Annotated in this window: 22 protein-coding genes; 10 read left to right on the forward strand and 12 right to left on the reverse strand. The window is 65.9% G+C overall.

Translation table 11 applies throughout. From position 1 onward, the window contains the following. Positions 1–184: 184 nt before the first annotated feature. The 5 genes from AC56LN_RS16450 to AC56LN_RS16470 all read right to left on the reverse strand — a co-directional run bounded on the left by AC56LN_RS16450 (position 185) and on the right by AC56LN_RS16470 (position 6,196). Complete coding sequence (locus AC56LN_RS16450; RefSeq protein ID WP_499573315.1) at positions 185–1,468, reverse strand: tetratricopeptide repeat protein; 1,284 nt, start codon at positions 1,466–1,468, stop codon at positions 185–187. A gap of 177 nt (positions 1,469–1,645) precedes the next feature. Then, positions 1,646–3,133 carry a beta-N-acetylhexosaminidase gene (gene nagZ, locus AC56LN_RS16455; RefSeq protein ID WP_499573317.1) on the reverse strand — a complete coding sequence of 496 codons (1,488 nt, stop codon included), beginning with the start codon at positions 3,131–3,133 and terminating at the stop codon, positions 1,646–1,648. Between the two features lie 17 nt (positions 3,134–3,150). Continuing rightward, positions 3,151–4,173 (reverse strand): SIS domain-containing protein, encoded by a 1,023-nt coding sequence (locus tag AC56LN_RS16460; RefSeq protein WP_499573956.1) that lies wholly within the window; start codon positions 4,171–4,173, stop codon positions 3,151–3,153. 38 nt (positions 4,174–4,211) lie between these two features. Beyond that, the gene (gene nagA, locus AC56LN_RS16465; RefSeq protein ID WP_499573321.1) at positions 4,212–5,321 is read right to left on the reverse strand and encodes an N-acetylglucosamine-6-phosphate deacetylase; all 1,110 of its coding nucleotides are present in this window, start codon (positions 5,319–5,321) and stop codon (positions 4,212–4,214) included. Next, positions 5,318–6,196 carry a glucosamine kinase nucleotide-binding domain-containing protein gene (locus AC56LN_RS16470; RefSeq protein WP_499573322.1) on the reverse strand — a complete coding sequence of 293 codons (879 nt, stop codon included), beginning with the start codon at positions 6,194–6,196 and terminating at the stop codon, positions 5,318–5,320. Before AC56LN_RS16470 ends, nagA begins: the two co-directional genes overlap by 4 nt. Positions 6,197–6,465: 269 nt before the next feature. Here AC56LN_RS16470 and AC56LN_RS16475 point away from each other — a divergent pair, with 269 nt between their 5' ends. Genes AC56LN_RS16475 through AC56LN_RS16500 form a run of 6 tightly spaced genes read left to right on the forward strand, consistent with a single transcriptional unit; the run spans position 6,466 to position 13,156 of the window. Then, positions 6,466–9,444, forward strand: coding sequence for a PAS domain-containing hybrid sensor histidine kinase/response regulator (locus AC56LN_RS16475; RefSeq protein WP_499573324.1), 2,979 nt, complete (start codon positions 6,466–6,468; stop codon positions 9,442–9,444). 45 nt (positions 9,445–9,489) lie between these two features. After that, positions 9,490–9,996, forward strand: coding sequence for a hypothetical protein (locus tag AC56LN_RS16480; protein WP_499573325.1), 507 nt, complete (start codon positions 9,490–9,492; stop codon positions 9,994–9,996). 6 nt (positions 9,997–10,002) lie between these two features. Next, the gene (locus AC56LN_RS16485) at positions 10,003–11,649 is read left to right on the forward strand and encodes an AAA family ATPase (protein ID WP_499573327.1); all 1,647 of its coding nucleotides are present in this window, start codon (positions 10,003–10,005) and stop codon (positions 11,647–11,649) included. Position 11,650: 1 nt separating this feature from the next. Further along, positions 11,651–12,379 (forward strand): general secretion pathway protein GspB, encoded by a 729-nt coding sequence (locus tag AC56LN_RS16490; protein WP_499573328.1) that lies wholly within the window; start codon positions 11,651–11,653, stop codon positions 12,377–12,379. Further along, on the forward strand, positions 12,351–12,941 hold the full coding sequence (mobB, locus tag AC56LN_RS16495; RefSeq protein WP_499573329.1) for a molybdopterin-guanine dinucleotide biosynthesis protein B: 591 nt from the start codon (positions 12,351–12,353) through the stop codon (positions 12,939–12,941). The genes AC56LN_RS16490 and mobB overlap by 29 nt, the downstream gene beginning before the upstream one ends. 23 nt (positions 12,942–12,964) lie before the next feature. Further along, positions 12,965–13,156 carry a YjfB family protein gene (locus AC56LN_RS16500; protein ID WP_499573331.1) on the forward strand — a complete coding sequence of 64 codons (192 nt, stop codon included), beginning with the start codon at positions 12,965–12,967 and terminating at the stop codon, positions 13,154–13,156. A 49-nt stretch (positions 13,157–13,205) separates the two neighbouring features. On the opposite strand, the gene AC56LN_RS16505 is transcribed toward AC56LN_RS16500, so the two are convergent. The 3 genes from AC56LN_RS16505 to fumC form a co-directional block, all read right to left on the reverse strand. Further along, positions 13,206–13,490, reverse strand: coding sequence for a DUF883 domain-containing protein (locus tag AC56LN_RS16505; protein ID WP_183550001.1), 285 nt, complete (start codon positions 13,488–13,490; stop codon positions 13,206–13,208). Positions 13,491–13,595: 105 nt separating this feature from the next. Further along, a complete protein-coding gene (locus AC56LN_RS16510) occupies positions 13,596–13,808 on the reverse strand; it encodes an RNA-binding S4 domain-containing protein (protein ID WP_258836198.1) in 213 nt (70 codons plus the stop codon). Positions 13,809–13,868: 60 nt separating this feature from the next. Next, positions 13,869–15,266 (reverse strand): class II fumarate hydratase, encoded by a 1,398-nt coding sequence (gene fumC, locus AC56LN_RS16515; RefSeq protein ID WP_499573334.1) that lies wholly within the window; start codon positions 15,264–15,266, stop codon positions 13,869–13,871. 125 nt (positions 15,267–15,391) lie between these two features. Between fumC and AC56LN_RS16520 the strand changes: the two genes are divergently transcribed. Then, positions 15,392–16,483 carry a FimV/HubP-related protein gene (locus tag AC56LN_RS16520; protein ID WP_499573337.1) on the forward strand — a complete coding sequence of 364 codons (1,092 nt, stop codon included), beginning with the start codon at positions 15,392–15,394 and terminating at the stop codon, positions 16,481–16,483. Between the two features lie 347 nt (positions 16,484–16,830). Here AC56LN_RS16520 and AC56LN_RS16525 read toward each other — a convergent pair whose 3' ends face one another. Then, entirely contained in the window at positions 16,831–17,112 is a 282-nt protein-coding gene (locus tag AC56LN_RS16525) for a flagellar protein FliT (RefSeq protein ID WP_482897861.1), read from the reverse strand. A gap of 159 nt (positions 17,113–17,271) precedes the next feature. Between AC56LN_RS16525 and AC56LN_RS16530 the strand changes: the two genes are divergently transcribed. Together AC56LN_RS16530 and AC56LN_RS16535 are read left to right on the forward strand one after the other, a co-directional pair. Next, the gene (locus tag AC56LN_RS16530) at positions 17,272–17,889 is read left to right on the forward strand and encodes a class I SAM-dependent methyltransferase (RefSeq protein WP_499573338.1); all 618 of its coding nucleotides are present in this window, start codon (positions 17,272–17,274) and stop codon (positions 17,887–17,889) included. A gap of 72 nt (positions 17,890–17,961) precedes the next feature. Continuing rightward, positions 17,962–18,138, forward strand: a complete 177-nt coding sequence (locus tag AC56LN_RS16535) for a CsbD family protein (protein WP_332530716.1) — start codon at positions 17,962–17,964, stop codon at positions 18,136–18,138. Positions 18,139–18,205: 67 nt separating this feature from the next. Here AC56LN_RS16535 and AC56LN_RS16540 read toward each other — a convergent pair whose 3' ends face one another. Next, positions 18,206–19,321, reverse strand: coding sequence for an AI-2E family transporter (locus AC56LN_RS16540; protein WP_499573340.1), 1,116 nt, complete (start codon positions 19,319–19,321; stop codon positions 18,206–18,208). 201 nt (positions 19,322–19,522) lie between these two features. Here AC56LN_RS16540 and AC56LN_RS16545 point away from each other — a divergent pair, with 201 nt between their 5' ends. Continuing rightward, a complete protein-coding gene (locus AC56LN_RS16545) occupies positions 19,523–19,729 on the forward strand; it encodes a CsbD family protein (RefSeq protein WP_332530718.1) in 207 nt (68 codons plus the stop codon). A 99-nt stretch (positions 19,730–19,828) separates the two neighbouring features. Here the strand turns inward: AC56LN_RS16545 and AC56LN_RS16550 are convergent, their stop codons facing one another. Both AC56LN_RS16550 and AC56LN_RS16555 read right to left on the reverse strand, forming a co-directional pair. Further along, positions 19,829–22,048, reverse strand: a complete 2,220-nt coding sequence (locus AC56LN_RS16550; protein ID WP_499573341.1) for a S9 family peptidase — start codon at positions 22,046–22,048, stop codon at positions 19,829–19,831. A gap of 87 nt (positions 22,049–22,135) precedes the next feature. Continuing rightward, a complete protein-coding gene (locus tag AC56LN_RS16555) occupies positions 22,136–23,536 on the reverse strand; it encodes an MATE family efflux transporter (protein WP_499573342.1) in 1,401 nt (466 codons plus the stop codon). Positions 23,537–23,551 lie beyond the last annotated feature (15 nt).

The following is a 23,551-nucleotide window of genomic DNA, read 5'->3' on the forward strand; positions in this document are numbered from 1 at the left end:
CGTTACGCACAAATTGGCCCATCTGATCTACGGCGTCATTCGAACAGGCAAGCCATTCGACGCAAATTTCTTATCGAATCGGCTTGCAATTCAAGACGGTATCTGACCCCGGCTTTTGCCATGAAAAAAGCGGGCCAGGCCTGAGGCCCGGCCCGCTTTCACGGGGACATCAACGACAGCAGTCTTACTTTTGCTGCTGCAGCAGCACCAGCCAGTACTTGGCCAGGTCGCCTGCACCGCCGCCGCCCTTGACGGTCTGGAAGGTCGAGATGGCGTCGGCTTTCTTGCCGGCGCGGACTTGTGCCATGCCCAGGCGCAGCTTGGCTTCTTCGGCGTTCTTCAGACCGCCCTTGGCGATACCTTGCTGGATGAAGCCGACACCCTTGTCGCCCTGGTCCATCGTGGCGTATGCCCAACCCAGGTTGACCAGGCCAGCGCCGGTCTTGGCCTTGGCTGCGCCTGCTTCGCCGGCGGCGATGTTCTTGGCATCGTCCGCTGCGCCCTTGTTGGCCTTGTCGCGCAGTGCGTTGTGGGTCTTGGCATTGGCGCCTTTGCCCAGCACGCCAGCAGCGTAGCCGGCATCCATCGTTTTCTTCGCTTCGGTCGGGAAACCGTCACGCAGCGACAGCTCGGCCAGGTCGACGTATTCCTCGGCCGCCATCTGCTTGACGGCAGCGGCTTCCAGGCGATACACGTTGATCATGTTGGTCTGCGCATCGAAGCCCGACTTGCGCGCGACGCCGCGGTTGAGCAGGTCGGTCCAGAAGTCGTCGCTCGGGTAGTGGGCGACCAGCTTTTCCAGTGCGACCAGGTAACCAGCATCGTCCTTGACCTTGTTAGCCGACGAGGCCAGCAGGCGCAGGTCTTCTTCGCTTGGCTTCTGGCCGGCTTTTTCGGTCGCCTCGATGGCTGGCAGCAGTGCCGTCTTGGCGCTGGCGTAATCGCCGCCCAGGTAATAGGCGCGGGTCAGTGGTGCGGCGACCTTTTCAGGCGTCGGGCTTTCTTTCTGATAGCGCTTGAACCACTCGATCGCCTTCGGGTAATCCTTGGCGTTGTAGTGCATGTTCGCCAGGGCCTGGATGAAGTCGGCCTGCTCGTTCGGCGCCAGGCGGCCCGATGCGATGACGGCTTCGAGGGCAGGGATCGAGATGGCGTTGTCGTTCGTTGCCGAACCCAGCGACAGCTTCATGCGGTTGACGACGTAGTCTTCATACGGCGTGCGGTTCGGGAAGGCTTCGGCCTGCGTCACGCGGCTCTGGATTTCGGCGTAATTCTTTGCATCCATCAGCGGCTTGATCTGCGCCGGGTCGAGCAGCTTGAACAGCTCTGGGCGGACGGTGTCCTTCGGCGCTGCAGCTGCGGCTGGGGCAGCCTTATCCTGCGCGTGGACGGCAGGAATCACGGCAGCGGAGCTCAGGCCGACGGCGGCCAGCATCAGGCAGAGGCGGGCGAGACGGAATTGGGACATTGGTTATCCTTCTATCTAGACAAAAAATATACGAAATGTGCGTTTTGCAATATAGCAAAAATGCCAAGCTCGGACAAAAAAGCATTGTCCCATATATCCAGCTTTTTCTGGATTGGCAATTGTGCCGCAGCACGCGCCGCCGTGCCCGTGTCGTTACATCGCGTTACCTTGCCGCTGTCACGGCCCGTCAAAACCCGGTACCGGGCAGACGCCCGGCGCGTCGATCCCGCCGGCCAGCCACGCCACCGCCGCGGCCAGCGCCGGTGGCGCAAAGCCATACGTGAGCAGGGCCGGACCAGGAAAGTCGAGCGCCTGATACGGGTTCCACAGCGCCAGGTGCAGGTCGGGCCGCCAGGTCGCGCAGGCTTGCGGTCCGTAACGGCGGCGCGCCGTCGAGGCCAGGATCGTGAAGCGGCCATTGGCCGGCAGCGCAGCCCAGTCGAAGGTCTCGCTGTCGGCGAAGGTCACCAGGTCGACGTCATACAGCTGCGACAACGCTGCCGCGATGCTGGCCGCCGGCACGCCGGCTTCGGACACCCCGTCGCTGACCACGTCGGCGCGCGCAACCAGGCGCACGCGCGCACCGCGCTCAGGGCGTTGTGGCGAGCGCAGTGCCGTCAGGCCCGCGCGCCAGGCGCGTTCCATCAGTGCGCGGTCATCCGCTTCGGCGGCGTAGGCGACAGAACCGGCCGGGTGCGCATCGGCCAGCTTGCCAAGGCGCGCCAGACGCGCCTGCACGGCGGCCAGCGGCAGCACGCCGTCGCGGATCGCGGCGGCGATCGCGTGCACGGTCTCGATTTGCGTCTCGCGCGTGCCGATGGCCATGACCATGTCGGCACCGGCCACCAGCGCGTTGACGGCGGCCTGGCCGACGCCGTAGCGGTGCGCGATCGCGTGCATGTCCATGCCGTCGGTGATGATCACGCCGTCGTAGCCGAATTGCCCGCGCAGCACGCCGGTCAGGATCGCATGCGACATGGTGGCCGGATTGACGGGGTCCAGCGCCGGATAGACGATGTGGGCCGTCATCATGGCCGGTGCGTGGGGCGCAGCGATGCGAAACGGGGCGAACTCGAAGCGTTCGAGTTCGGCGCGCGATTTGTCCACGTACGGCAGGTCGCGGTGCGAGTCGACGTGCGTGTCGCCGTGGCCGGGGAAGTGCTTGACGCAGCAGGCCACGCCTTCGCGCTCGCTGCCTTCCATCCAGGCCAGCGCAATGCGCGTCGCCTGTTCGGGATCGGCGCCGAACGAGCGCTCGGCAATCACCGGGTTGTGCGGGTTGTTGTTCAGGTCCAGCACCGGCGCGAAGTTCCAGTTGAAGCCGAGCGAACGCACCGCGCGCGCCACGGCCGCGCCGACCTCGCGCGCCAGGTCCGGATCATTGGCCGCGCCGAGCGCCATCGCGCTTGGCGGCGCCGGCACCCAGGTCGAGCGCACGACGGCGCCGCCTTCCTGGTCGAGGGCGATCAGGGCCTGCGGGCCGATCGCGTCACGCAGCGCGCCCGTGAAGCGGGTCAGCTGCGCCGCGTCGCGCATGTTCTGGCGGAACAGGCAGGCGCCGCGAATGCGGTAGGTACGCAGGAAGGCATCGGTGTCGGCATCGAGTTCGGTGCCGAACAGGCGCACCATCACCAGTTGGCCGGCCAGGTCGAGGTAGTCGTTCATGTGCGTGATTCGGGGCGTTAGTTCGTCTTGGTGACTTTGCTCAGGTGGCGCGGCTGGTCGGCATTCATGCCGCGCGCCGCTGACAGCCGCGCGGCCATCGTGTAGAACGCCTGCGCCGCGACGATCGGATCGAGGTCGGGGATGGCGGCAGTGGGCAGCGTCAGGTCGCGGCTGGCGATATCGGCCGGCGCCGCGAGCAGCACGCGCGCGCCGCGTGCGCGCATGTCGTCGGCCAGCGCCACCAGGCTGGCCTGTGTCGGGCCACGGGTTGCGAAGATCAGCAACGGATAGCCGTCTTCGATCAGCGCCATCGGGCCATGCTTGATCTCGGCGCCGGAGAACGCTTCGGCCTGCAGCGCCGAGGTTTCCTTGAACTTGAGCGCCGCTTCGAGCGCCAGCGGGAAGCTGATGCCGCGGCCCACCACCATGATGTTGCGTGCCGGTGCCAGCACGTCGATGGCGGCCGACCAGTCGCCGTCCTGGCCGAAACTGCGGGCCGCGCGCAGCGCATCGGGCAGGGCGGCGATGCCGTCCTTCAGTTCGGGGTCGTTCTGCCAGTCGGCGACCAGGCGCGCGCCGGCCACCAGGCTCGCGATGAAGCTCTTGGTCGCGGCCACGCTGTGCTCCTTGCCGGCATGCAGCGGCATGGTCCACTCGGCGGCATCGGCCAGCGGCGAAGCGGCGTCGTTCACCAGTGCCACCGTGACGGCGCCGCCGGCGCGGAAGTAGCGCATCGGCTCGACCACGTCCGGGCTCTGGCCCGACTGCGAAATGGCGATCGCCAGCGTGTCGCGCGCGATGATCGGCGACTTGTACAGCGTGATGAGCGACATCGGCAGCGACGTCACCAGGCGGCCCATGCGCGACATGATCAGGTAGGCCAGGTAGCCCGACGCGTGATCCGAGCTGCCGCGCGCCACGGTCACGGCGCTGTGCAGCCGGGCCCCGCGCAGCTGTTCGCCCAGCGCGGCGTAGCGGTCGGCGTCCTGCGTCAGGGCGTGGGCGATGCAGTCGCCGGACGACAGCGCCTCTTGCAGCATCAGCGATTGGTGACCGTCAGCGGTGGCGGGTGTGGCATTCACAGGCATTCTCCTTCGATATGGACAGCTTTGATGTTCAGGGCGCGGTCCAGGACCACGAAGTCGGCGTGACAGCCAGGCGCCAGGCGGCCGCGCCGGATTTCGCCCAGGTAGTCGGCGGCATGGGTCGAGACGCGCTTGCTGGCATCTTCGATCGACAGCCCCATGCCCACCAGATTGCGCAGCGCCTGGTCCATCGTCAGCGTGCTGCCGGCCAGCGTGCCGTCGGCCAGGCGCACGCCGCCCATGCATTTGTGGACCACCTGGCGGCCCAGCATGTACTCGCCATCGGGCATGCCGGCAGCCGCCGTCGAATCGGTCACGCAGAACAGTTTGGGGATGCAGCGCAGGGCCGTGCGGATCGCGCCCGGGTGCACGTGCAGCAGGTCGGGAATGATCTCGGCGTATTCGGCATGCGCGAGCGCTGCGCCAACCATGCCGGGATCGCGGTGGTGCAGCCCGGGCATGGCGTTGAACAGGTGCGTGAAGCCGGCCGCGCCGTGTTCGAGGGCGGCCACGCCGACGTCGTAATTGCCGTTGGTGTGGCCGATCTGGACCCGGATGCCGGCCTTCGTCAATTGCCGCACGAGGGCCATGTGGCCGTCGATCTCGGGCGCCACGGTGATGAGCTTCATCGGCGCCAGCGCGTGAAAGCGCATGACTTCATCGAGATGGGCTTCGCGCGCGAATGGCGGCTGGGCGCCCAGTTTGCCGGCGTTGATGTACGGGCCTTCCAGGTGCACGCCAAGGATGCGCGCCTCGCCCTTGCCGCGCGCCGTGCAGGCTGCGCCGATGGCGGCCAGGGCCCGGTCGATGTCTTCCACCGGCGCGGTCATGGTCGTGGCGAGCAGGCTGGTGGTGCCGTGTTTTGCGTGCAGCGCGGCGATGACGTGCGGGGCGTCGCCGCCTTCCATCATGTCGCGGCCCGCGCCGCCGTGCACGTGCACGTCGATGAAGCCCGGCACGATATACACGTCGTCATTGTTGGCCGGGTCGACCCGGCGCCCGTCGATGCTCTGTATGCGCGCACCGAAGCGCAGCGCGCCGTGCACCCAGCCGGCCGGGGTGAGGATGTTGCCCTTGATGGGTTGGCGAGCGTCGTTTGTCATGGGTTGGTGTCCTTCAGATGCAGTTCGATCATGCGCAGCGCGCCGGCGGCGGAGTCGCCATGCGGCGCCGTGCAGCGCGCCAGCGTGGCGGCCGGCAGGTAGGCGCGCAGCGTGTCACCGAGGCCGCCGCACAGCGCCAGCGGCAGGCTGCCCGACGGGTCGAGCGCACGCGCGATGCTGGCCGCTTCGGTGCCGGCCTGTGTCAGGATCCGGGCGGCCACGGGGTCGCTGGCGCCGTGCGCCACGACGAAGCGCGCCAGGCCTGCATAGTCAGTCTGCGTGGCGTGCCCGAGCCAGACCTGGATCGGGTCGCGCGCGCCGCCGCAGGCGGCAATCACGGCGTCGGCAAAGGCGCCGCCCTCGGTGCGGCCGTCGAGCACCTGCTGGACGTGACCGATCGCGCGCAGGCCCATCCAGGCGCCGCCTGCCTCGTCGCCGGCGGGAAAGCCCCAGCCGCCCACTTCGACGCGCGTGCCGTCGGGCCGCAGGGCTTCGCCGACGCTGCCGGTGCCGATGGCGACAATCGCGCCGGGCCGCCCGCCATGGGCGCCCATCAGCGTCGTGAAGCCGTCGGTGTCGAGCACGAGGGCGCCGAAACCGGGATTGGCGGCGTGGAAGGCGGCCGCCCATTCCTTGTTATGGACGCCGGCCATGCCCAGGCCGATCGCGCAGGCGGCCATGGGAATGGTGTCGATGCCGATCGTGGCGAAGGCCTGGCCGGTGGCGGCAAGGACCGCGCGCCAGGCCTTGTCGATGCCGTGACGCAGGCCGGACGCGCCACTGCTGCCGGTGGCCAGTTCAGTGCCATCACGCCGGGCCAGGCGCACGCGGGTGTTGGTGCCGCCGCCGTCAACGCCAATGAGATAGTCGATCATGGTGTGCAATCCATACCGGGAAAAGGGTCATCGCACTATAGGCAGCGCACTCTTTGATGTCAACAGGTATTTAACTGGTATGGTTCTTGAGGGTGGATTCTGTACGTCGATCGAAGGCAAGATGGACCGGGAAGGCCAAAGTCTACGGAATTGGTATGCTAATTGGTATCGTGGCGATGATGCGGACATGTCAGATTGTTCACCATCGCGCCGCCTTGTAAGCTGGCAAGGTGATATCGTTCGGTGATTATCCCAACCGACTACCCTGCATGGCCGACCTTCTGCACCCGCAACCTGCACCTGCCAGCCTGGCGTTTGCCACCGGTGGAGGCGACATGGGCGCGCTGTTACGCGCGCTCGACTGGGCGCAGCATCCGCTTGGCCCGCTCGAAGCCTGGTCGCAACCGCTGCGCACGGCCGTGAGCCTGATGCTCGGCGCGCGCCAGCCGATGTACGTGGCCTGGGGGCCGGCGCTGCACCTGCTCTATAACGATGCGTATCGCGTCGTGCTCGGCGCGCGCGGCGAGCAGCCCGGGCAGACGTTCGGCCAGCCGTTCGCCGAGGTCTGGGCCGATGCCTGGGACGAGGTGAGCCCGATCATGTCCGCCACGCTGCAAGGCAACCCGGTGCATGCGGAAGACCATGGCTTCACCGTGCAGCGCAACGGCTATCCGGAGCAGATCTACGTCACCTTCTCGACCATCGCGCTGCGCGACGAAGCGGGGCTGGTCGCGGGCGTGTGCTGCGTGTGCGCCGAAACGACGGCGCAGGTCCTGGCAGGGCGCGAGCGTGACCACGCACTGCACGCGCTGGCCACCAGCAACGAGAAGCTGCGCATCGCGGCCGATGCCGGCGAATTCGGCCTGTTCGACCATTCGCTGACCCACTGCGATATCGTCTGGAACACGCATGCGCGCACGCATTTCGGCGTGCCGCCCGACGGACCGGTCACGCACACGCTGATCGATGCCGCGTTCCATCCGGATGACCGCGAGCGCGTCGTGGCGAGGGTCGCGGCGCTGCTGGCCGCGCCGGGCGATGGCCACTACAGCGATGAATACCGCACGGTCAGCGCCATCGATGGCCGCGAACGCTGGATCGCGGCCAGCGGGCGCCTGCTGCGCGACGCTGCCGGCGCACCCGAGCGCCTGGTTGGCACCACGCTCGACATCACGGCCCGCAAGCTGTTCGAAGCGAGCGTGCGCGCCAGCGCAAGCGAAGCGATGGCCGCGGCCGAAGCGAACGCAAAGTTCCGCACGTTCTTCGAGCAGGGCACCCACTTCGGGATCCTGATGACCCCGGGCGGCACGCTGATCGAAGCCAATCACGTGGCGCTGGATGCCGGCGGCTACGTGCGCGACGATGTGCTGGGGCGCCCATTCGAGGCCTGCGGCTGGTGGAGCGGCTCGCCGAAGGTGGCCGCCGAAATCGCGGCCTGCGTCGCACTGGCCGCGCGCGGCGAGCGTGTGCGCTGCGAACTGCCGTACTTCGTGGCAGGCGGCGGCGAGCGCTTCATCGATCTCGTGATCGCGCCCGTCATGGGCGACGACGGCGCGTTGCTGTTCGTGGCCGCCACTGGCAGCGACATCACCGAGCGACGCCAGGTCGAAGAGCGCCTGCGCCTGCTCGACGCCATCGGCGAAGCCACGCGCGTCGCGCATGATCCGAAGACGATCATGGTCGAGGCCACGCGCCTCCTGGGCCAATACCTGGGCGTCACGCGCGTGGCCTACGCCGACCTGGAGCCGGACAACGACCGCTTCACGATCCGCCACGACTGGGTGACGCCGGGTGCGGTCAGCACCGTGGGCGTGTACTCGCTCGACCTGTTCGGTTCGCGCGCGCGCGCCGACATGCGCGAAGGCCGCACGCTGCTGATCCACGACGTCGGGCGCGAATTGACGGACGAAGACGGCGCCGCGATGTTCACGCAGATCGACGTCAGCGCCATCATCTGCTGCCCGCTGGTCAAGGGCGGCAGGCTGGCGGCGATGATGGCGGTGCACCAGCGCACGCCGCGTGTCTGGACGGCGGGCGAGGTGGCGCTGGTCGAGGCGGTGGTCGAGCGCTGCTGGGCGCATATCGAGCGGGTGCGCGCGAGCGAAGCGCTGCACGACGCAGACCGCCGCAAGTCGGAGTTCCTCGCCACGCTGGCGCACGAGCTGCGCAATCCGCTGGCGCCGATCCGCAACGGTCTCGAACTGCTGCGCATGGGGGCGGACAAGCCGGGCAGCGCCACGCGGCTGGGCGGTGTGCGCGCGATGATGGAACGCCAGGTCGGGCACATGGTCCACCTGATCAACGACCTGCTGGACATCGCGCGCGTTTCCAGCGGCAAGCTGGTGCTGCAGGTACAGCCGGTCGACCTGCGCGACGTGATCGCGACGGCCGTCGAAACCAGCAGGCCGCTGATCGACGCTGCCGGCCACGGCTTGAGTGTCGATCTGCCGGCAACGGCGGTGCCGGTCGACGCCGACCCGGTGCGCATCAGCCAGGTGGTGAGCAACCTGCTGTCGAATGCGGCCAAGTACACGCCGCCGGGCGGGCGTATCGGGCTGGCAGTGCGCCTTGATGGCGGCGACGCGCTGGTGACCGTCCGCGATAATGGCGTGGGCATCGCGCCCGACATGCTGGCGGCCGTGTTCGAGATGTTCACCCAGGTGGCGCGCAGCATCGAGCGGGCCAGCGGCGGGCTGGGGATCGGGCTCTCGCTGGTGCGGCGCCTGGTCGAACTGCATGGGGGCGTGGTCAGCGCGCACAGCGATGGCGAAGGCCTGGGCAGCTGCTTTACCGTGCGCCTGCCGTTGATGGTCGCGCCGCTCGCCGCGACGCCGCCGCTTGCACCCGCCGTGGACGGTGCGTTGCGGGCAGGGCAGGCTGGCACACTGCAGGTGCTGGTCGCGGACGACAACGTCGACGCCGCCACGACGCTGGCGACGCTGCTCGAGATGGCCGGCCACACGGTCCGCGTCGTGCACGACGGCGCCGCAGCGGTGGAAGAAGCTGCGCACTTTCATCCCGACCTGGTGTTTCTCGATATCGGCATGCCGTTCATGGACGGCTATGAAGCGGCGCGCCGCCTGCGCCAGCTGCCCGCGCTCGACGGCGCCATGCTGGTGGCGCTGACGGGCTGGGGCACGGAGGAAGACCGCGCCCGTTCGCGCGCGGCGGGGTTCGACCGTCATCTGCTCAAGCCAGCCTTGCCGGACGACGTCGATGCAGTGCTGGCCGCGGCGGCCGCGAAATAGACGGCGGCAGTGTCATAATGGGCGCCTCTGAAGGAGAGTATCGCCATGATCCGCCCGGTTGTTGCCCGTCGTACCACCACGCTGCTGCCGCGCGGTCGGTCGCTGCTCGCAGGTCTCGTGCTGGCCAGCGCCGCCACGGGCGCGGGTGCGGCGCCGTCGACCTTCGGGCCGGTGATCGGCAGCGCGCTCCTGTGCCGCAGCCAGCTCGATAACGCCTACTTCCACGCCTACCTCACCGAATTCTTCGGCCCGGCCTACAAGCGCGAGGGCGGGGCCTACTGGTTCCGCACCGAGGCGTCGCTGTGGGGTGCGAAGGTGGAACAGGTCATGGTCAGCGACGACACGAGCGCCGTCGTGTTCGTGGCCGCCATCCTCGAGACCAAGCCCGATGAACTGGAAAAGTCGGTGCGCGCCGCCGCCGGTACGCCGTTTCGCGCGGTCGATGGCTCGCGCTACCCGTTGCGCAAGTCGATCCCGGGCAGCACGATCGCTTACGCGAACGACAAAAGCAAAATATACTGCGCCAAGTTCAAGCCGCTCAGCGGCCGTTAGTCATTCATGTACAACCACTATTTCCAGCTCTCGCACTCGCCATTTTCGATCGCCCCCGATCCGCGTTACCTGTTCATGAGCGAACGGCACCGCGAAGCGCTGGCGCACCTGTTGTACGGGATCGGCAGCGGCGGCGGCTTCGTGCTGCTCACCGGCGAGATCGGCGCCGGCAAGACCACCGTCTGCCGCTGCTTCATCGAGCAGGTGCCTGCGAACTGCCGCCTGGCGTACATCTTCAATCCGCGCCTGACGGCGCAGGAGCTGCTGCAGACCGTGTGCGACGAGCTGCATATCGAGGTGGCACCGGCGGCGGCCGGCGCGGGTGTGAAGGGCTATGTCGATGCGATCAACCGCTACCTGCTTGCCTCGCACGCGCAGGGCCTGAACAACGTGCTGGTGATCGACGAGGCGCAGAACCTGTCGAGCGACGTGCTCGAGCAACTGCGCCTGCTGACCAATCTTGAGACCAGCGAGCGCAAGCTGCTGCAGATCATCCTGATCGGCCAACCCGAACTGCGCACGATGCTCGCGCGTCCCGAACTCGAACAACTGGCCCAGCGCGTGATCGCGCGCTATCACCTGGGACCACTGCAGGAAGCGGAAACGGGCGCGTACATCGCGCACCGGCTGGCCGTGGCCGGCGCGGTCGGGGCGCCGTTCCCGCCCGCCCTGACGCCGCTGGTGCACCGCCTGGCGCATGGCGTGCCGCGCCGGATCAACCTGCTGTGTGACCGCGCGCTGCTGGGCGCGTATGTCGAAAACAGTCCGCAGGTCACGCGCCCCATTTTGCGCAAGGCGGCCGCCGAAGTCTTCGCCGACGATCCGGCCGGGCGCCGCGCGCCGCGCCGCTGGCCGCTGCTGGCCGGCGGGGCACTGGCCTGCGTGGCGCTGGGCGCGGCGGCGTGGCAGATGCTGCCGCAGCATGCGGCGGCGCCGGCAGTTGCCCGTGCGGTTGCAGTCAAGCCGGCGCCCGTGACGTCGACCACGCCGAGGCAGGTCACCATCCCGGCCGCCACCCCGGTCGCCGCACCAGGCGCGCCGCTGCCGACGATCGAGAGCGAGACTGCGGCGCTGGGTGCACTGGCGGCATTGTGGGGGCCGTCGTTTGCCGACCTGACCGGCACCGACCCGAAGGCCACCTGCGAGGCCGCGCTGCGCGCCAACCTGCGCTGCCATGCGGGGCGGGGCGGCCTGTACGAACTGCGCCTGCTCGACCGGCCGGCCGTGGTCACGCTGCACGACGGCCCGCGCACCGGCCATGCCGTGCTGGTCGGGATGGACGAGCGCAGCGTCACGCTGGCGCACGGCGAGCGGCGCGAGCGCGTCGACATCGCTGCCTTCGTCGCGCGTTTCGGGGGCGAATTCACCACCTTCTGGCGCATGCCGGCGGCGTTTCGCGATGTCGTCGCACAAGGCGACCGCGGGCCGGACGTCGACTGGATCGCACAACGGCTGGCAGGCCTGCACAACGAAACCGCGCCGGCGCTTGATACGCCACTCGATGCGCGCACCAGGGAGTGGCTGCGCGCCTTCCAGGCCGCGCAGGACCTGAAGGCCGATGGCGTGGCCGGGCCGCGCACTTATATGCGCCTGAACCAGTTGTCGAACGTGGCCGAACCCCGTTTGCTGACCGCTGGCGGGACGGGAACCTGATATGTCGTACATCCTCGAAGCACTCAAGAAGGCGCAAGCCGAACGCCAGCTGGGCAACGCCCCGACCATCCATGCACCAGCCCCGTCTTATGCGGCGCCGCGCGCAGGGCAGGGCGCGCAGCGGCGCTACCTGGCGCTTGGCGTGGGCCTGGTCGTGGTCGTGGCGGCGGTCGTGCTGCTGTGGCCACGCCTTGCGGGCGAGCCGCCGGTGCGGCTGGCAACTGTGACGCCGCCCGTGGTTGCGCCTGCCGCTGCACCGATCACTGCACCGGTAACTGCGCCGACAACTGCACCCGTGGCGACGCCTGCACCGGCCGCTGTTGTCGTACCCGCGCCTGCCCCGGCTGTCCAGCCCGCACCTGCACCTGCACCGGTGGCCGAAGCCCGCCCGGTGCGCACGAAACCGGCAGCGGCACCGGCACCGGTCGCGCCGCCGTCAACGCCGCCGCGCGAGGCCACGCCGGCACCGGCGACCGTGACCGCGCAGCCAGGCGGCGACGAACCGCTGCGCACGCTGCAGCAATTGCCGGATGCGCTGCAGCGTGAGATTCCGAAGCTGGCCTTCGGCGGCTACATCTATTCGCCGACGCCCGGCGAAAGCCTGCTGCTGGTCGACAAGATGCTGCGCCGCGAAGGCGAGGAAGTCGCGCCCGGCCTCGTGCTCGAACGCCTGACGCCCAAGGCCGCCGTGATGAACTACCGTGGAACCCGCTACCGTGCGCCGTACTGAGTTACCCGACCATCGCACGACCGGGCCCGTCCTGGCGGTGGTCGGCTGGTCCGGCAGCGGCAAGACAACGCTGCTCGAGCATCTCGTCGCTGGCCTGTCCGGCGCCGGGCTGCGCGTCAATATCGTCAAGCACAGCCACCACGATATCGAGCTCGAGCCGCCGCGCAAGGACAGCGCGCGCCTGCGTCTGGCCGGCGCGGCCGAGGTGATGATCGCGTCGCCGTACCGGATCGCCATCATGCGTGAACTGCGCGCTGCGCCCGAGCCCCCGCTGGCCGAGCTGCTGGCGCGCCTGTCGCCGGCCGACCTGACGCTGGTGGAAGGCTACAAGTGGGAGACGCTGCCGAAGCTGGAAGTGCATCGGCCGGCGCTGGGCAAGCCGGCCCTGTACAACGACGATGCGACGATCGTGGCGGTGGTCTCGGATGTACCCCGTCCTGCGGCAGTGCGCGCCGGCGTGGCGTGGCTCGACCTGAACGACATCGGCGCGGTGCTGGGCTGGGTTGCTACCTGGGCAGGCGCCGCCCCTCAAGTTCTGCCCGGCGGTGTCGTTAAAGACTGACGAGTCTTTTTCTGGAGAAGTATATGGACGTCACGAGTATTGCCAAGCTGTCGACCAGCATGGCTGAAACCGGTATCCGTCAGGAAGTGGGCATGACCATGCTCAAGCGCGCCATGGACATTGAAGCCTCGTCGGCGGCGCAGATGATCGCATCGCTTCCGCAGGCACCGAACCTGCCGTCGCACCTGGGCAATTCGATCAATACGAAGGCGTGAACAAACCGGCGCGATGCCGGGTCGTCATTATTGCAGCTTGGTGAACTGCTTAGTGAAACGCGCGCAGGATGCGCGATTCGCCCGAGCGGTCCGCAAACTGTTCGTTGGCGAGACGGGTCGCGGCCATCATGCGTTCGAGCTGGGCATCTTCGAAGCGGGACAACTCTTCATTGGCCGCTTCCAGGGCCAGTGACAGCTTCGTCCGTGCACTCTGATACAGCTCGCTCGAGTATTGATCCGTATTCTTGAGCAGTTCTTCTGCGTTTTCGATCACGAGTCGCAGATCACCGATGAGTTGCTCTTGCGACTGGACGCGGGTTTCCGGGGTTTCCATCGATTTCACCTATAAGCCGTTGATTAACGTCTTAAAATATAAACAAGGAAGCCCGGTTCTGTTTGTTAAGCCGCAAACATAAGAAGCTGTCTTTCTGTCTATTTTTTAGCGAACCGTGATTTCCACGTCGCCCAGGGTCACGACCTGACCGGTGCGGATCTTGGCCGTCTTGCGCAATTCCTGCTTGCCATCCACCTTCACCACGCCGCTGGCGACCAGGTTCTTGCCGGCGCCGCCGCTGTCGACCAGGCCGGCCAGCTTGAGCAACTGGTTGACCTCGACAAACTCCGACGTCAACTCAAATTCGATTTTCTGCATTCTTTCCTCGGGAATAAAAAGGCGGCCTGATGATTACGAGGCCGCCCGGGTACTGGGTATTTACTCGACCGGATCGGGCCGCGTCATATCGATCGGCACGATCCACTGGTCAAACTGCTGGTCGTCGACAAAACCGCTCTGCAGGGCGGCCTGGCGCAGGGTCAGGCCTTCCTTCGATGCGGTCTTGGCGATCTGCGCGGCGCGATCATACCCGATGTGCGGCGCCAGTGCGGTCACCAGCATCAGCGATTTTTCCATCAGTTCGCCGATCCGGACCAGGTTCGGTTCGATTCCCTGGGCGCAGTGCGTGTCGAACGAGCGCATGCCGTCGGCCAGCAGGCGCGCGCTTTGCAAAAAGTTGTGCGCGATCATCGGCTTGAACACATTGAGCTCGAAATTGCCCTGCGAGCCACCGACCGTGATCGCGACATCGTTGCCGAACACCTGGCAGCAGAGCATCGTCAATGCTTCGCACTGGGTCGGATTGACCTTGCCCGGCATGATCGAGCTGCCCGGTTCGTTTTCGGGGATCGTGATTTCGCCCAGGCCCGAGCGCGGGCCGGACGCCATCCAGCGGATGTCGTTGGCGATTTTCATCAGCGCCGTCGCCAGCAGCTTGAACGCGCCATGGGCCGACACCATCGCGTCATGCCCGGCCAGCGCCATGAATTTGTTGGGCGCCGACTTGAACGACAGGCCGGTGCGCGAACCGAGTTCGGCCGCGATGCGCGGTGCGAAATCGGGATGCGCATTCAGGCCCGTGCCCACGGCGGTGCCGCCGGCCGCCAGTTGCAGCAGGCCCGACAGGGTGGACTTGAGCGCGCTTTCGGCAAATTCGAGCTGGGCGACGTAGCCGGAAAATTCCTGGCCCAGCGTCAGCGGCGTCGCATCCTGCAAGTGGGTGCGGCCGATCTTGACGATCGGCTCGAAATCGCGCGACTTGCGCAGCAGCGTGCTGCGCAATTGCGCCAGCGCGGGCAGCACCTCCTTGGCCAGCGCCCAGGCAGCGGCCACGTGCATCGCGGTGGGGAAGATGTCGTTGGACGACTGGCCCATGTTGACATGGTCGTTCGGGTGCAGCAGGCGTGCTTCGCCGCGCTCGCCGCCGAGCAGCTCGGAACCGCGGTTGGCCAGCACTTCGTTCATGTTCATATTGCTTTGCGTGCCCGACCCGGTCTGCCACACGGCCAGGGGGAATTCGCCGGGGTGGCGCCCGTCGAGCACTTCATCGGCCGCGCGGATGATGGCGTCGGCCTTGTCGGCTGGCAGCTTGCCCAGCGAGCGGTTGACGGCGGCCGCGGCGCGCTTGACCTGGGCGAGGGCGGCGACGAGTTCGGGCGCCATGCGTTCGGTCGAGATGTCGAAGTGGTGCAGCGAACGCTGGGTCTGCGCACCCCACAGATTGTTCTGCGGGACGTCGATTGGACCAAAGCTGTCTTTCTCAATCCTGTTTTCCATGGACATGTCCTGATATGCAAGAGGCTGGGATTAAAGAGTTTATCCCAATGTCCGTTAATGACGCTTGGGCTTCACTCTTGTTAGTTGCTATGGCCAGCCGCCTCCCTGTATTCATCACGTGTGTTTTGCTCTCCTGCGGCGTCGGCGCGGCCGAGCTTGGTGAGCCGCGCATCAGTTCGTATATCGGCCAGCCGCTGGCGCTGGAGCTCGAGCTGACCGCGCTTGCTTCGCCCGCAACCCTCGTCCAGGCACGCCTGGCGCGCCCCGACGTGTACCGTGGCGCGAACATCGGCATGCCGGCCGTGCTGTCGACGCTGGCCATGCGTGTGACCCAGCGCGATGGCCGTCAGTTCCTGCGCGTCACGTCGTCGGCGCCGGTCGAATCAAGCCGCCTGCACCTGTATCTGGAACTGGCCGATGGCAGCGAACGCGACGTGCGTCTCGTGACGATCTTCATCACGCCGAACCCGAATCCGCCGGCGCCCGCCGTACCGCTGCCAGTGCCGGCCCAGGCCCAGGCCCCGGCGCCCGTGCCGGTCGTGGCCGACCCGCCTGTTGCACCCGTTGCGGCGTCCAGGCCGGTGGTGGCGGCGCACAAGCTAGCGCCAGTGAAGTCGCCCAAACCGGTCAAGCCGCCCAAGCCGCCCAAGCTGCTCGCTGTGGTGAAGGAAGCGCCAACGCCGGAACCGGCCGCAGCCGCGCAAGCGTCGGCGCCATCGCTGACGCCGCTGCCGGTTCCCGCATCCGCCCCTGCAGCCGCGCCTGCCGCGACCTGCGCACCGTCCTCCGCCGACAGTGCGCCCGTGTGCGCCGCGCTCGATGTCAAGAATGCCTTGTTGCGCGAGCAGATCGGCACGCTCGAAGACAAGGTGCGGGTGCTGCAAGTGGCGCTGGGCGCCAGTCCGTCCGCCGTCGTCCAGGACAAGGTCGCGAAACCGGCGACGCCACGGCCTTCGCGCAAGCGGTCTGCGCCGGAACCGGACGCGTCCACGCCCTGGGGCTGGATCGCCGGCGCGGTGATCGCCGTACTGGTGCTGGTGGGTGGTGTGCTGCTCGTGCTGCGCCGCCGCAAGCGGGCAGGGCCAGTGATCGAGCCCATGCCGCGCACGTCGCTGATGGCGCGCCTGCGCCAGCGTTTCGCGCGCAAGAACAAGGCGCCGGTGCCGGTTGAACCACAGCTGGACGAGCCGCACAAGGAAATGTCTACACAACTTTGATTCTGAGCTATAATGGTCTTGTGATCGACAAGATCACAGACAGCACAGGGTCTGGCGCAGTCACCAACGATAGGTGGCGCGGCAAGCAGACGACCGTTGAGGAAACGCCTGTGTCTGGAAGCAGTCTGCTTGCCTACAGTGGCAACGGACGCCGGCAGCAACCGGCACGAGGCGACGCCAGCAGATAGCTGGGGTTCGTCCTCTCACCGAATTCGCCATCCAGCGCGCTGCTCGATGGCCACCAAAGCGCCCGATGGGCGCTTTTTTGTTGCCTGGTGTTTGCAACGTGGGCGTTTCGGCGTAAAAAAAGCACCCGCAGGTGCTTTGATCAACGATTCGATGGCAGATCAGTGTGCTTGCAGCGCGCGATCGACCTGCTCGTCCCATGGCTCGGTCACATCGCGGATGGCGCGGTCGTTGGCCATCAGCTGCTTCAACAGCGCGACCTTGCTCAGGCGCTTGGCACCCGTCAGTGCGGGCATGCCGGCCACTGCCGGGGCTGCCTGAGCCCTGGCTTCCATATTCAATTGTGCAAACTCGTGCCAGTCGCCTGCCTTGGCGGCGTGCGTCATCTGACCAGTCAGGTCAGCGAGGTTTTCGTACATCGCAAGGACATCGTTTGCGTTCATATTGGCACCAGAGCATTAATTTTCAGGCCGGATTCCCGGTTGTCTGAGTCATTTACGACTGCGCTTGTGGAAACTTTAGGGTGATCTGGAAAATATTTTCAGATTATTTTGCGCAGGGGTGTGGCCCGCAACGGGCGCCGCCGCTGGCATACTATGCGCATGAACCATGACGACATCACCCGCAGTACGCTTGAACACTATAACGAGCATGCCGAAGATTTCTTTAACGGCACCATCGACCATGACGTAAGTCAAAACATTGATGCGCTGCTGGGCGCAATCGCCACGCCAGCGCCGCACACGATCCTCGATCTTGGTTGCGGGCCCGGGCGCGACCTCAAGACCTTCAGCGGTCTCGGCCACCGTGCCATCGGCGTCGATGGCAGCGAACGGTTTGTCGCAATGGCCCGGCAGTACAGTGGTTGCGAGGTGTGGCAGCAGGATTTCCTGCACCTGGATTTGCCGCCAGCGTTGTTCGATGGCATTTTTGCCAACGCGGTGCTGTTTCACGTGCCGAGCGCGGCGTTGCCAGGCACGCTCGATCAATTGTTCGGCACGCTCAAGCCGGGCGGGGTGCTGTTCACGTCGAATCCACGCGGCGATAACCAGGAAGGCTGGAACGGCGCGCGCTATGGCAGCTACCATGACTACGACAGTTGGGAGCGCTTCATGCTGGCGGCCGGCTTCGTCGCGCTGCACCACTATTACCGGCCACCAGGTTTGCCGCGCGACCAGCAACCGTGGCTGGCGAGCGTCTGGCGCAAACCCATGTGTTAAACGGCGTACAGAACTGACCTGAACATGCTCCTACTGTGAAGCCTCATCCACGTCACGGGCAAGGAGATTGCAATGAACAAGGATCAAGTCAAGGGCAAGACCAAGGAAGTCGCCGGCAAGGTGCAGGAGAAAGTCGGCGAAGCCGTCGGCAGCCGCCAGCAGCAGAGCGAAGGCATGTCGAACCAGGCTGAAGGCAAAGCTCAGAAGAAAGTTGGCGACGTCAAGGAAATCGCAAAAGGCAATCGCTGATGCAGCTCCGCTGATTCACTTCAGCATCATGATCGACAAAGCCGCGCATTGCGCGGCTTTGTTGTTTTCATGGCCGGCTGGTGCGTTTGTCCCCGGATCTGTCCCCGGTTCTGTCGCCTAGTATGTCTTCGATATACAGCATCTTGACCAGCACGGACAGCACGGCCGCCAGCGGCGTGGCCAGCGCGACGCCGGCAAAGCCGAACAGCGTGCCGAAGATCAGTTGCATCACGATCACAAGTGCCGGCGGCAATTCGATGGCCTTCGCCTCGATCATCGGCTGCAGCACATAACCCTCGAGCATATTGATCGCTGCAAACAGCAGCAGCGCATACAGCGCCAGGTCAGGGCTGATCGACAGCGCCAGCAGGACCGCCGGGATGCCCGCCATGATCGGGCCCAGGTAGGGGATGAAGTCCAGCAGGCCCGCAATCACGCCCAGGATCAGCGCCAGCGGTACGCCGAGCATGCTCAGGCCGATCGCCGTCGTGACGCCGACGATCAGCATCGACACGGCCTTGCCCAGCAGCCAGCTGGACAGGTTGTCGCCCATCTCCTGCATGACCTCACGTGCGCGACCACGCTTCTGTTGCGGCACGAGACGGATGAACCCGCCCGTATAGACACCCGGCGAGGCGGCAAAGTAAATGCCCACGAAAATGATGATCACAATATTGCCCAGCGCGCCGATGACGCCACTGAAGAACAGGCCGGCATTCGGTACGAGCGAACCCATCTGCTTGACGATGTCTTCCGGTGGCGGCAGCTCGGCCACCACACGCTTGAGCACAGGATGTTGCGCCACTTCCCCTTGCAGGCGCTCGACGGCGGCGGGGATTTCCTTGGCCAGCTGACCTGATTGCTCGGAAATCTGCGGCGCCATCGCCCAGCCGCCCAGGCCAAAGATGGCGGTGAGCAGCAGCACGACGATCACGAGGGCGATATTGCGCTTGATGCCGGTGCGCTGATGCAGCAGCGCGCTCAGTTTGTAGAGCAGGATCGAAAACAGGATGCAGGCAAAGATCAGCAGCAGGGCGTCGGCGGCGAGCACGACTGCTGCCAGGCCCAGGATGAACAGGACGCCGATACCGTTGACGAGTGTGACGCGGCGCGCGAGTTTGCGCTGGGTAAGGGGCGTTTCCGGCGTCGTGGCGTCGGTAGAAGGCGGCGTGTGGGGATGCATGGTGATGTGTCTACGTGTAGGTTGAATGGTGTTGTTAAAACAATAGCATTCTGAGGAGCAAGATGTCGCGCAATTCGACCTGGTCGCGGCCCAAATGCGATATGGCATTTATGTGCGTGCGCTAACAGAAGAGCTGGAAACATTCCGTTAATCTGTACTCATCGCATCGCCAACCGGCCATGCCAACCAAAGGAGATCACCATGAACAAAGACCAAGTCGAAGGCAAACTGAAAGAAGTTGGCGGCAAAATCCAAGAAGGCGCCGGCAAACTGGTGGACAGCAAGGAACAGCAGGCCAAAGGTCTGGCAAACCAGGCTGAAGGCAAGGTCCAGCACGCAGCTGGCGACGTGCGCGAAGCCGTCGAAGACGCAGCTGACGACGCAAACCGTCCACGTCCACGTCCATAATACGGACTCCCCCGCCAGCCGCGAATCGCGGCAGGCAGCCGGGAAAAGAAAAAGCCGCATCGTTTCCGATGCGGCTTTTTTACGTCTGGCGCAGCCGCCTTATTTTGCCGGCGTCTCGGCCAGGTGGCGCTTGAAGTACGCTTCGATCAGGCCATACACGTGGCGCTGGCTGGTGCGGCCCGAGATGCCGTGCTTGGCGCCCGGGTACGTCATCAGGTCGAACTGCACGTTGCGCTTGACCAGTTCGTCGATCAGAAGCGTCGTGTTCGAGAACAGCACATTGTCGTCGGCCATGCCGTGCACCAGCAGCAGGGGCGACTTCATGCCATCCAGGTGCGCGAACACGCCGCTGCGTTTGTAGGCTTCCGGATCGCTTTTTGGCGTCGCGCCGACGAACTGTTCGGTGTAGTGGGTGTCATACAGCGACCAGTCGGTCACCGGCGCCACCGACACGCCCATCGCGATCTTGTCCGATGCCGCCGACAGCAGGCGCAGCGTCATGAAACCGCCATAGCTCCAGCCGAACACGCCGATGCGCTTCGGATCGACAAAGCTCTGTTTGGCCAGCCAGTCGATGCCGGTGACCTGGTCTTCGACTTCATGCTTGCCCAGGTTGTTGTACAGCACGTCGGTAAAGGCGCGCTCGCGGCGGCCCGAGCCACGGTTATCGAGGCGGAACACGACAAAGCCCTGCTGCGCCATGTACTGGTCAAAGTAATTGCCCCAGGCGCGGGTCACGCGCTGCGAGTGCGGGCCGCCATAGGTGAACAGGAACACCGGATAGCGTTTGGTCGCGTCGAAATTGGCTGGCTTGATGATCGAATAGTGCAGCGTCTGGCCATCGTTGGCCTTCATCGTGCCGTATTCGGTGGCCAGGTGGTCGGCCATGTGGCGCGTGTACGGGTGATTGGCATTGAGCTCGTTCTTTTCGATCCACTCGACCATCGCACCATCGGCGCGGCGGATCGACACTTGCGGTGGCGTGCGTGGATTCGAATAGGTGTCGACGAACAATTTGCCATTGCCGGCAAAAGCGGCGTCGTGCCAGCCGTCGCCCTGCGTGATGCGGGCCGGCTTGTCGGCGCTGCTGCCGTCCAGCGCCAGCGCATAGGTCTGCTTGTCGATCACCGCATCGCGGTTCGACGACACATACACCTTGCCGGCGCCTTCATCGACGGCCAGCACATCGTCCACGCCCCACGCGCCGCGCGAGATCGGGTGCAGCAGCTTGCCGTCCAGGTCGTACAGATACAGGTGGTTGTAGCCGCTGCGCTCCGAGGCCCAGATGAAGGCCTTGCGGTTTTTCAGGAAGCGCAGGTCGTTGTGAATGCTGACCCAGGTCTTGGAGTTTTCCGAGAACAGCGGGCGCTGGGCGAGCGTGCCGACATCGACGGCCACCAGGTCCAGCCGCTTCTGGTCGCGCGTCTGGCGCTGGAACACGAGCGTCTTCGCATCGGCGCTGAAATCGGCGCGCACCAGATAGATGTCCTTGTCCGCGCCCAGGTCGATCTTGCGCTGCACGCCCGTGGCCGGGTCGACCAGCATCAGGTCGATCAGCACGTTCGGATCGCCCGCGGCAGGGTAGTGCTGGTCGATCACCTCGGTGCGATCGGCGAAGATCTCGAAGCGGCGCACGACCGGCACCGGCGCTTCATCGTAGCGGCGGTAGGCAATTGCCGAATCGTCCGGCGCCCAGTAGTAGCCGGTGGTCTGGCTCATTTCTTCCTGCGCGATGAACTCGGCCGCGCCGTTATGCACGGTGCCCTTGCCATCGGTGGTCAGCTGGCGCTCGGCGCCGCTTTTCAGGTCGATCACGACCAGGTTCTGGTTGCGCACGAACGAGACATAGCGCCCGCGCGGCGAAATCTTCGGATCGGTCACGCTGCCTGAGGCGACCTTGCGGGCGTTCTCTGGCTTGGCCGCATCGACCAGGTACAGGTCACCACCGACCGGCACCAGCAACTGCTTGCCGTCCGGCGACCAGAAATAATTCAGGATGCCCGACAGGCCAGCGGTGCGGGCGCGCTCGCGGCGTGCTTTTTCTTCGAGCGACAGGGTCTCGGTCGGCACCAGCTGCTTCGAGTCCACCAGGCGCTGCGTGGCCTTGCTCTTGGTGTTGTATTCCCACAGGTCGAGACGGTACTGATCGTCGGCGCGCGGACGCAGGAAGGTCACGCGTTCACCGTCGGGCGACACGCGCAGGTTGCGCACGCTGGCGCCGGCCAGCGAAGCGTCGCCATAAATACGGTCGAGGGTCAGACGTTCAGCCATGGCAGGAACGGCCGTGAGAGCGGCCAGGAGGACAAGGAGAGGGCGCATAGTTTCTCTGGTGGATGTTTAATTGACAGCAACCGCGAGACGATACCAGAGTCGGCCTGCCAGCGCTGTAATGACATGTCATAAAAACTAGGATGCCCGTGGTTTCGCCGCACCCTCGCGGATGCGCTGGCGCGCCAGCTTCTCGAACTGCCAGGTCAGCAGCACGGCCGCAACCGTCAATGCGAACACGAGGCCGATCCAGAAGCCCGTGGCTTCCATCGGCGCCGCGGGTGTCCACGGGAACCATTGCGGCGCGAGACCCAGCACGCAGCCGAGTGGCAGCGACAAGCCCCAGAACGAGACCAGCTGGATCACCATCGGCGGGCGCGTCACCTGGTAGCCGCGGATGGCCGACGCGGTAGCCACCTGGGTCGCATCCGACAACTGGAACAACGCCGCGAACAGCAGCAGGTGAGCCGTTACCTGCTGCACGGCCGGATCGGATGTATAAGCGGCTGCGATTTCCCAGCGGAAGATGGCGATGAACAGCGCCGCCAGCGCGCCGAACGTCAGCGACACGCCCACGCCGACCCAGCCGACGAAGCGGGCGCGTACCGGGTCGCCTTCGCCCATCGCCTGGCCGACGCGGGTGAGCATGCCAATGGCGAAACTGAGCGGCAGCATGAACACGAGCGACGCAAAATTGAGCGCGATCTGGTGCGCCGAGACTTGCACGACGCCATAACGCGCCACCAGCAGGCTGATCAGGCCAAAGGCGCTGACCTCGGCGAAATAGGTCACGCCGATCGGCAGGCCCAGGCGCAGCATGCTGCCGATGGCCCTGGCATCCGGGCCTTCGAAGCGGTCGAACGGGTAGGTCATGCGGTAGGCGGGCGAGCGCCGCACCCACCACAGCATCACGCCCAGCATCAGCCACATGCCGCTGGCGGTGGCAATCGCGCAGCCGACCGCGCCCAGGCGTGGAAAGCCCAGCTCGCCAAACACGAGCAGCCAGCTCACCAGCGTGTTGTACAGCAGGCCGAAAATGGCGATCCACATGATCGGCTTGGTCTGGTTGATGCTGGTCGTGTACCCGTACAGCGCGCGGTAGACGCCAAACGCCGGCAAGCCGACGCTGATCACGTGCACGACCAGCGACGCGCGCGCCGCCACGTGGGCATCGAGCCCGACATGGTCGAACAGCAGCGTACACAGGTTGGCAAACAGCATCGCGACGGTGCCGACCAACAGGCCTTTCCACATAGCCTGGCGCACCGAGTGGGGCACCTGGTCGTGCCGCGCGGCGCCCATTTCGTGCGCGACGACGGTATTAATGGCCATCATCGTGCCCATCACGGTCACCAGCACGATCGACCACACGGCCGTGCCGAGCGACACCGCCGCCAGCTCTTCGGCGCTGACGTGCCCGGTCATGGCGACATCGACCACGCCCATCCCGACGGTGGCCAGCTGGCCGACCAGCACCGGCCACGACAGGCGCCACAGGGTAAGGATTTCGGTACGGATCGGTGTGGCGGAGGTGGTCATGATGCGGGCTCGGCT

The organism is Telluria sp. ZT3P26, from assembly GCF_059686035.1.

Excerpts from the sequence above, each read along its gene's own strand:
- AC56LN_RS16535 (WP_332530716.1), top strand. The coding sequence starts at position 17,962 with ATGAACAAGGATCAAGTCAAGGGCAAGACCAAGGAAGTCGCCGGCAAG.
- AC56LN_RS16490 (WP_499573328.1), top strand. The coding sequence starts at position 11,651 with ATGTCGTACATCCTCGAAGCACTCAAGAAGGCGCAAGCCGAACGCCAG.
- AC56LN_RS16470 (WP_499573322.1), bottom strand. The coding sequence starts at position 6,196 with ATGATCGACTATCTCATTGGCGTTGACGGCGGCGGCACCAACACCCGC.
- AC56LN_RS16475 (WP_499573324.1), top strand. The coding sequence starts at position 6,466 with ATGGCCGACCTTCTGCACCCGCAACCTGCACCTGCCAGCCTGGCGTTT.
- AC56LN_RS16460 (WP_499573956.1), bottom strand. The coding sequence starts at position 4,173 with ATGCTGCAAGAGGCGCTGTCGTCCGGCGACTGCATCGCCCACGCCCTG.
- AC56LN_RS16505 (WP_183550001.1), bottom strand. The coding sequence starts at position 13,490 with ATGGAAACCCCGGAAACCCGCGTCCAGTCGCAAGAGCAACTCATCGGT.
- AC56LN_RS16510 (WP_258836198.1), bottom strand. The coding sequence starts at position 13,808 with ATGCAGAAAATCGAATTTGAGTTGACGTCGGAGTTTGTCGAGGTCAAC.
- AC56LN_RS16530 (WP_499573338.1), top strand. The coding sequence starts at position 17,272 with ATGAACCATGACGACATCACCCGCAGTACGCTTGAACACTATAACGAG.
- AC56LN_RS16450 (WP_499573315.1), bottom strand. The coding sequence starts at position 1,468 with ATGTCCCAATTCCGTCTCGCCCGCCTCTGCCTGATGCTGGCCGCCGTC.
- nagZ (WP_499573317.1), bottom strand. The coding sequence starts at position 3,133 with ATGAACGACTACCTCGACCTGGCCGGCCAACTGGTGATGGTGCGCCTG.
- AC56LN_RS16485 (WP_499573327.1), top strand. The coding sequence starts at position 10,003 with ATGTACAACCACTATTTCCAGCTCTCGCACTCGCCATTTTCGATCGCC.
- AC56LN_RS16555 (WP_499573342.1), bottom strand. The coding sequence starts at position 23,536 with ATGACCACCTCCGCCACACCGATCCGTACCGAAATCCTTACCCTGTGG.
- AC56LN_RS16545 (WP_332530718.1), top strand. The coding sequence starts at position 19,523 with ATGAACAAAGACCAAGTCGAAGGCAAACTGAAAGAAGTTGGCGGCAAA.
- AC56LN_RS16480 (WP_499573325.1), top strand. The coding sequence starts at position 9,490 with ATGATCCGCCCGGTTGTTGCCCGTCGTACCACCACGCTGCTGCCGCGC.
- AC56LN_RS16540 (WP_499573340.1), bottom strand. The coding sequence starts at position 19,321 with ATGCATCCCCACACGCCGCCTTCTACCGACGCCACGACGCCGGAAACG.
- AC56LN_RS16525 (WP_482897861.1), bottom strand. The coding sequence starts at position 17,112 with ATGAACGCAAACGATGTCCTTGCGATGTACGAAAACCTCGCTGACCTG.
- nagA (WP_499573321.1), bottom strand. The coding sequence starts at position 5,321 with ATGACAAACGACGCTCGCCAACCCATCAAGGGCAACATCCTCACCCCG.
- AC56LN_RS16500 (WP_499573331.1), top strand. The coding sequence starts at position 12,965 with ATGGACGTCACGAGTATTGCCAAGCTGTCGACCAGCATGGCTGAAACC.
- fumC (WP_499573334.1), bottom strand. The coding sequence starts at position 15,266 with ATGGAAAACAGGATTGAGAAAGACAGCTTTGGTCCAATCGACGTCCCG.
- AC56LN_RS16550 (WP_499573341.1), bottom strand. The coding sequence starts at position 22,048 with ATGCGCCCTCTCCTTGTCCTCCTGGCCGCTCTCACGGCCGTTCCTGCC.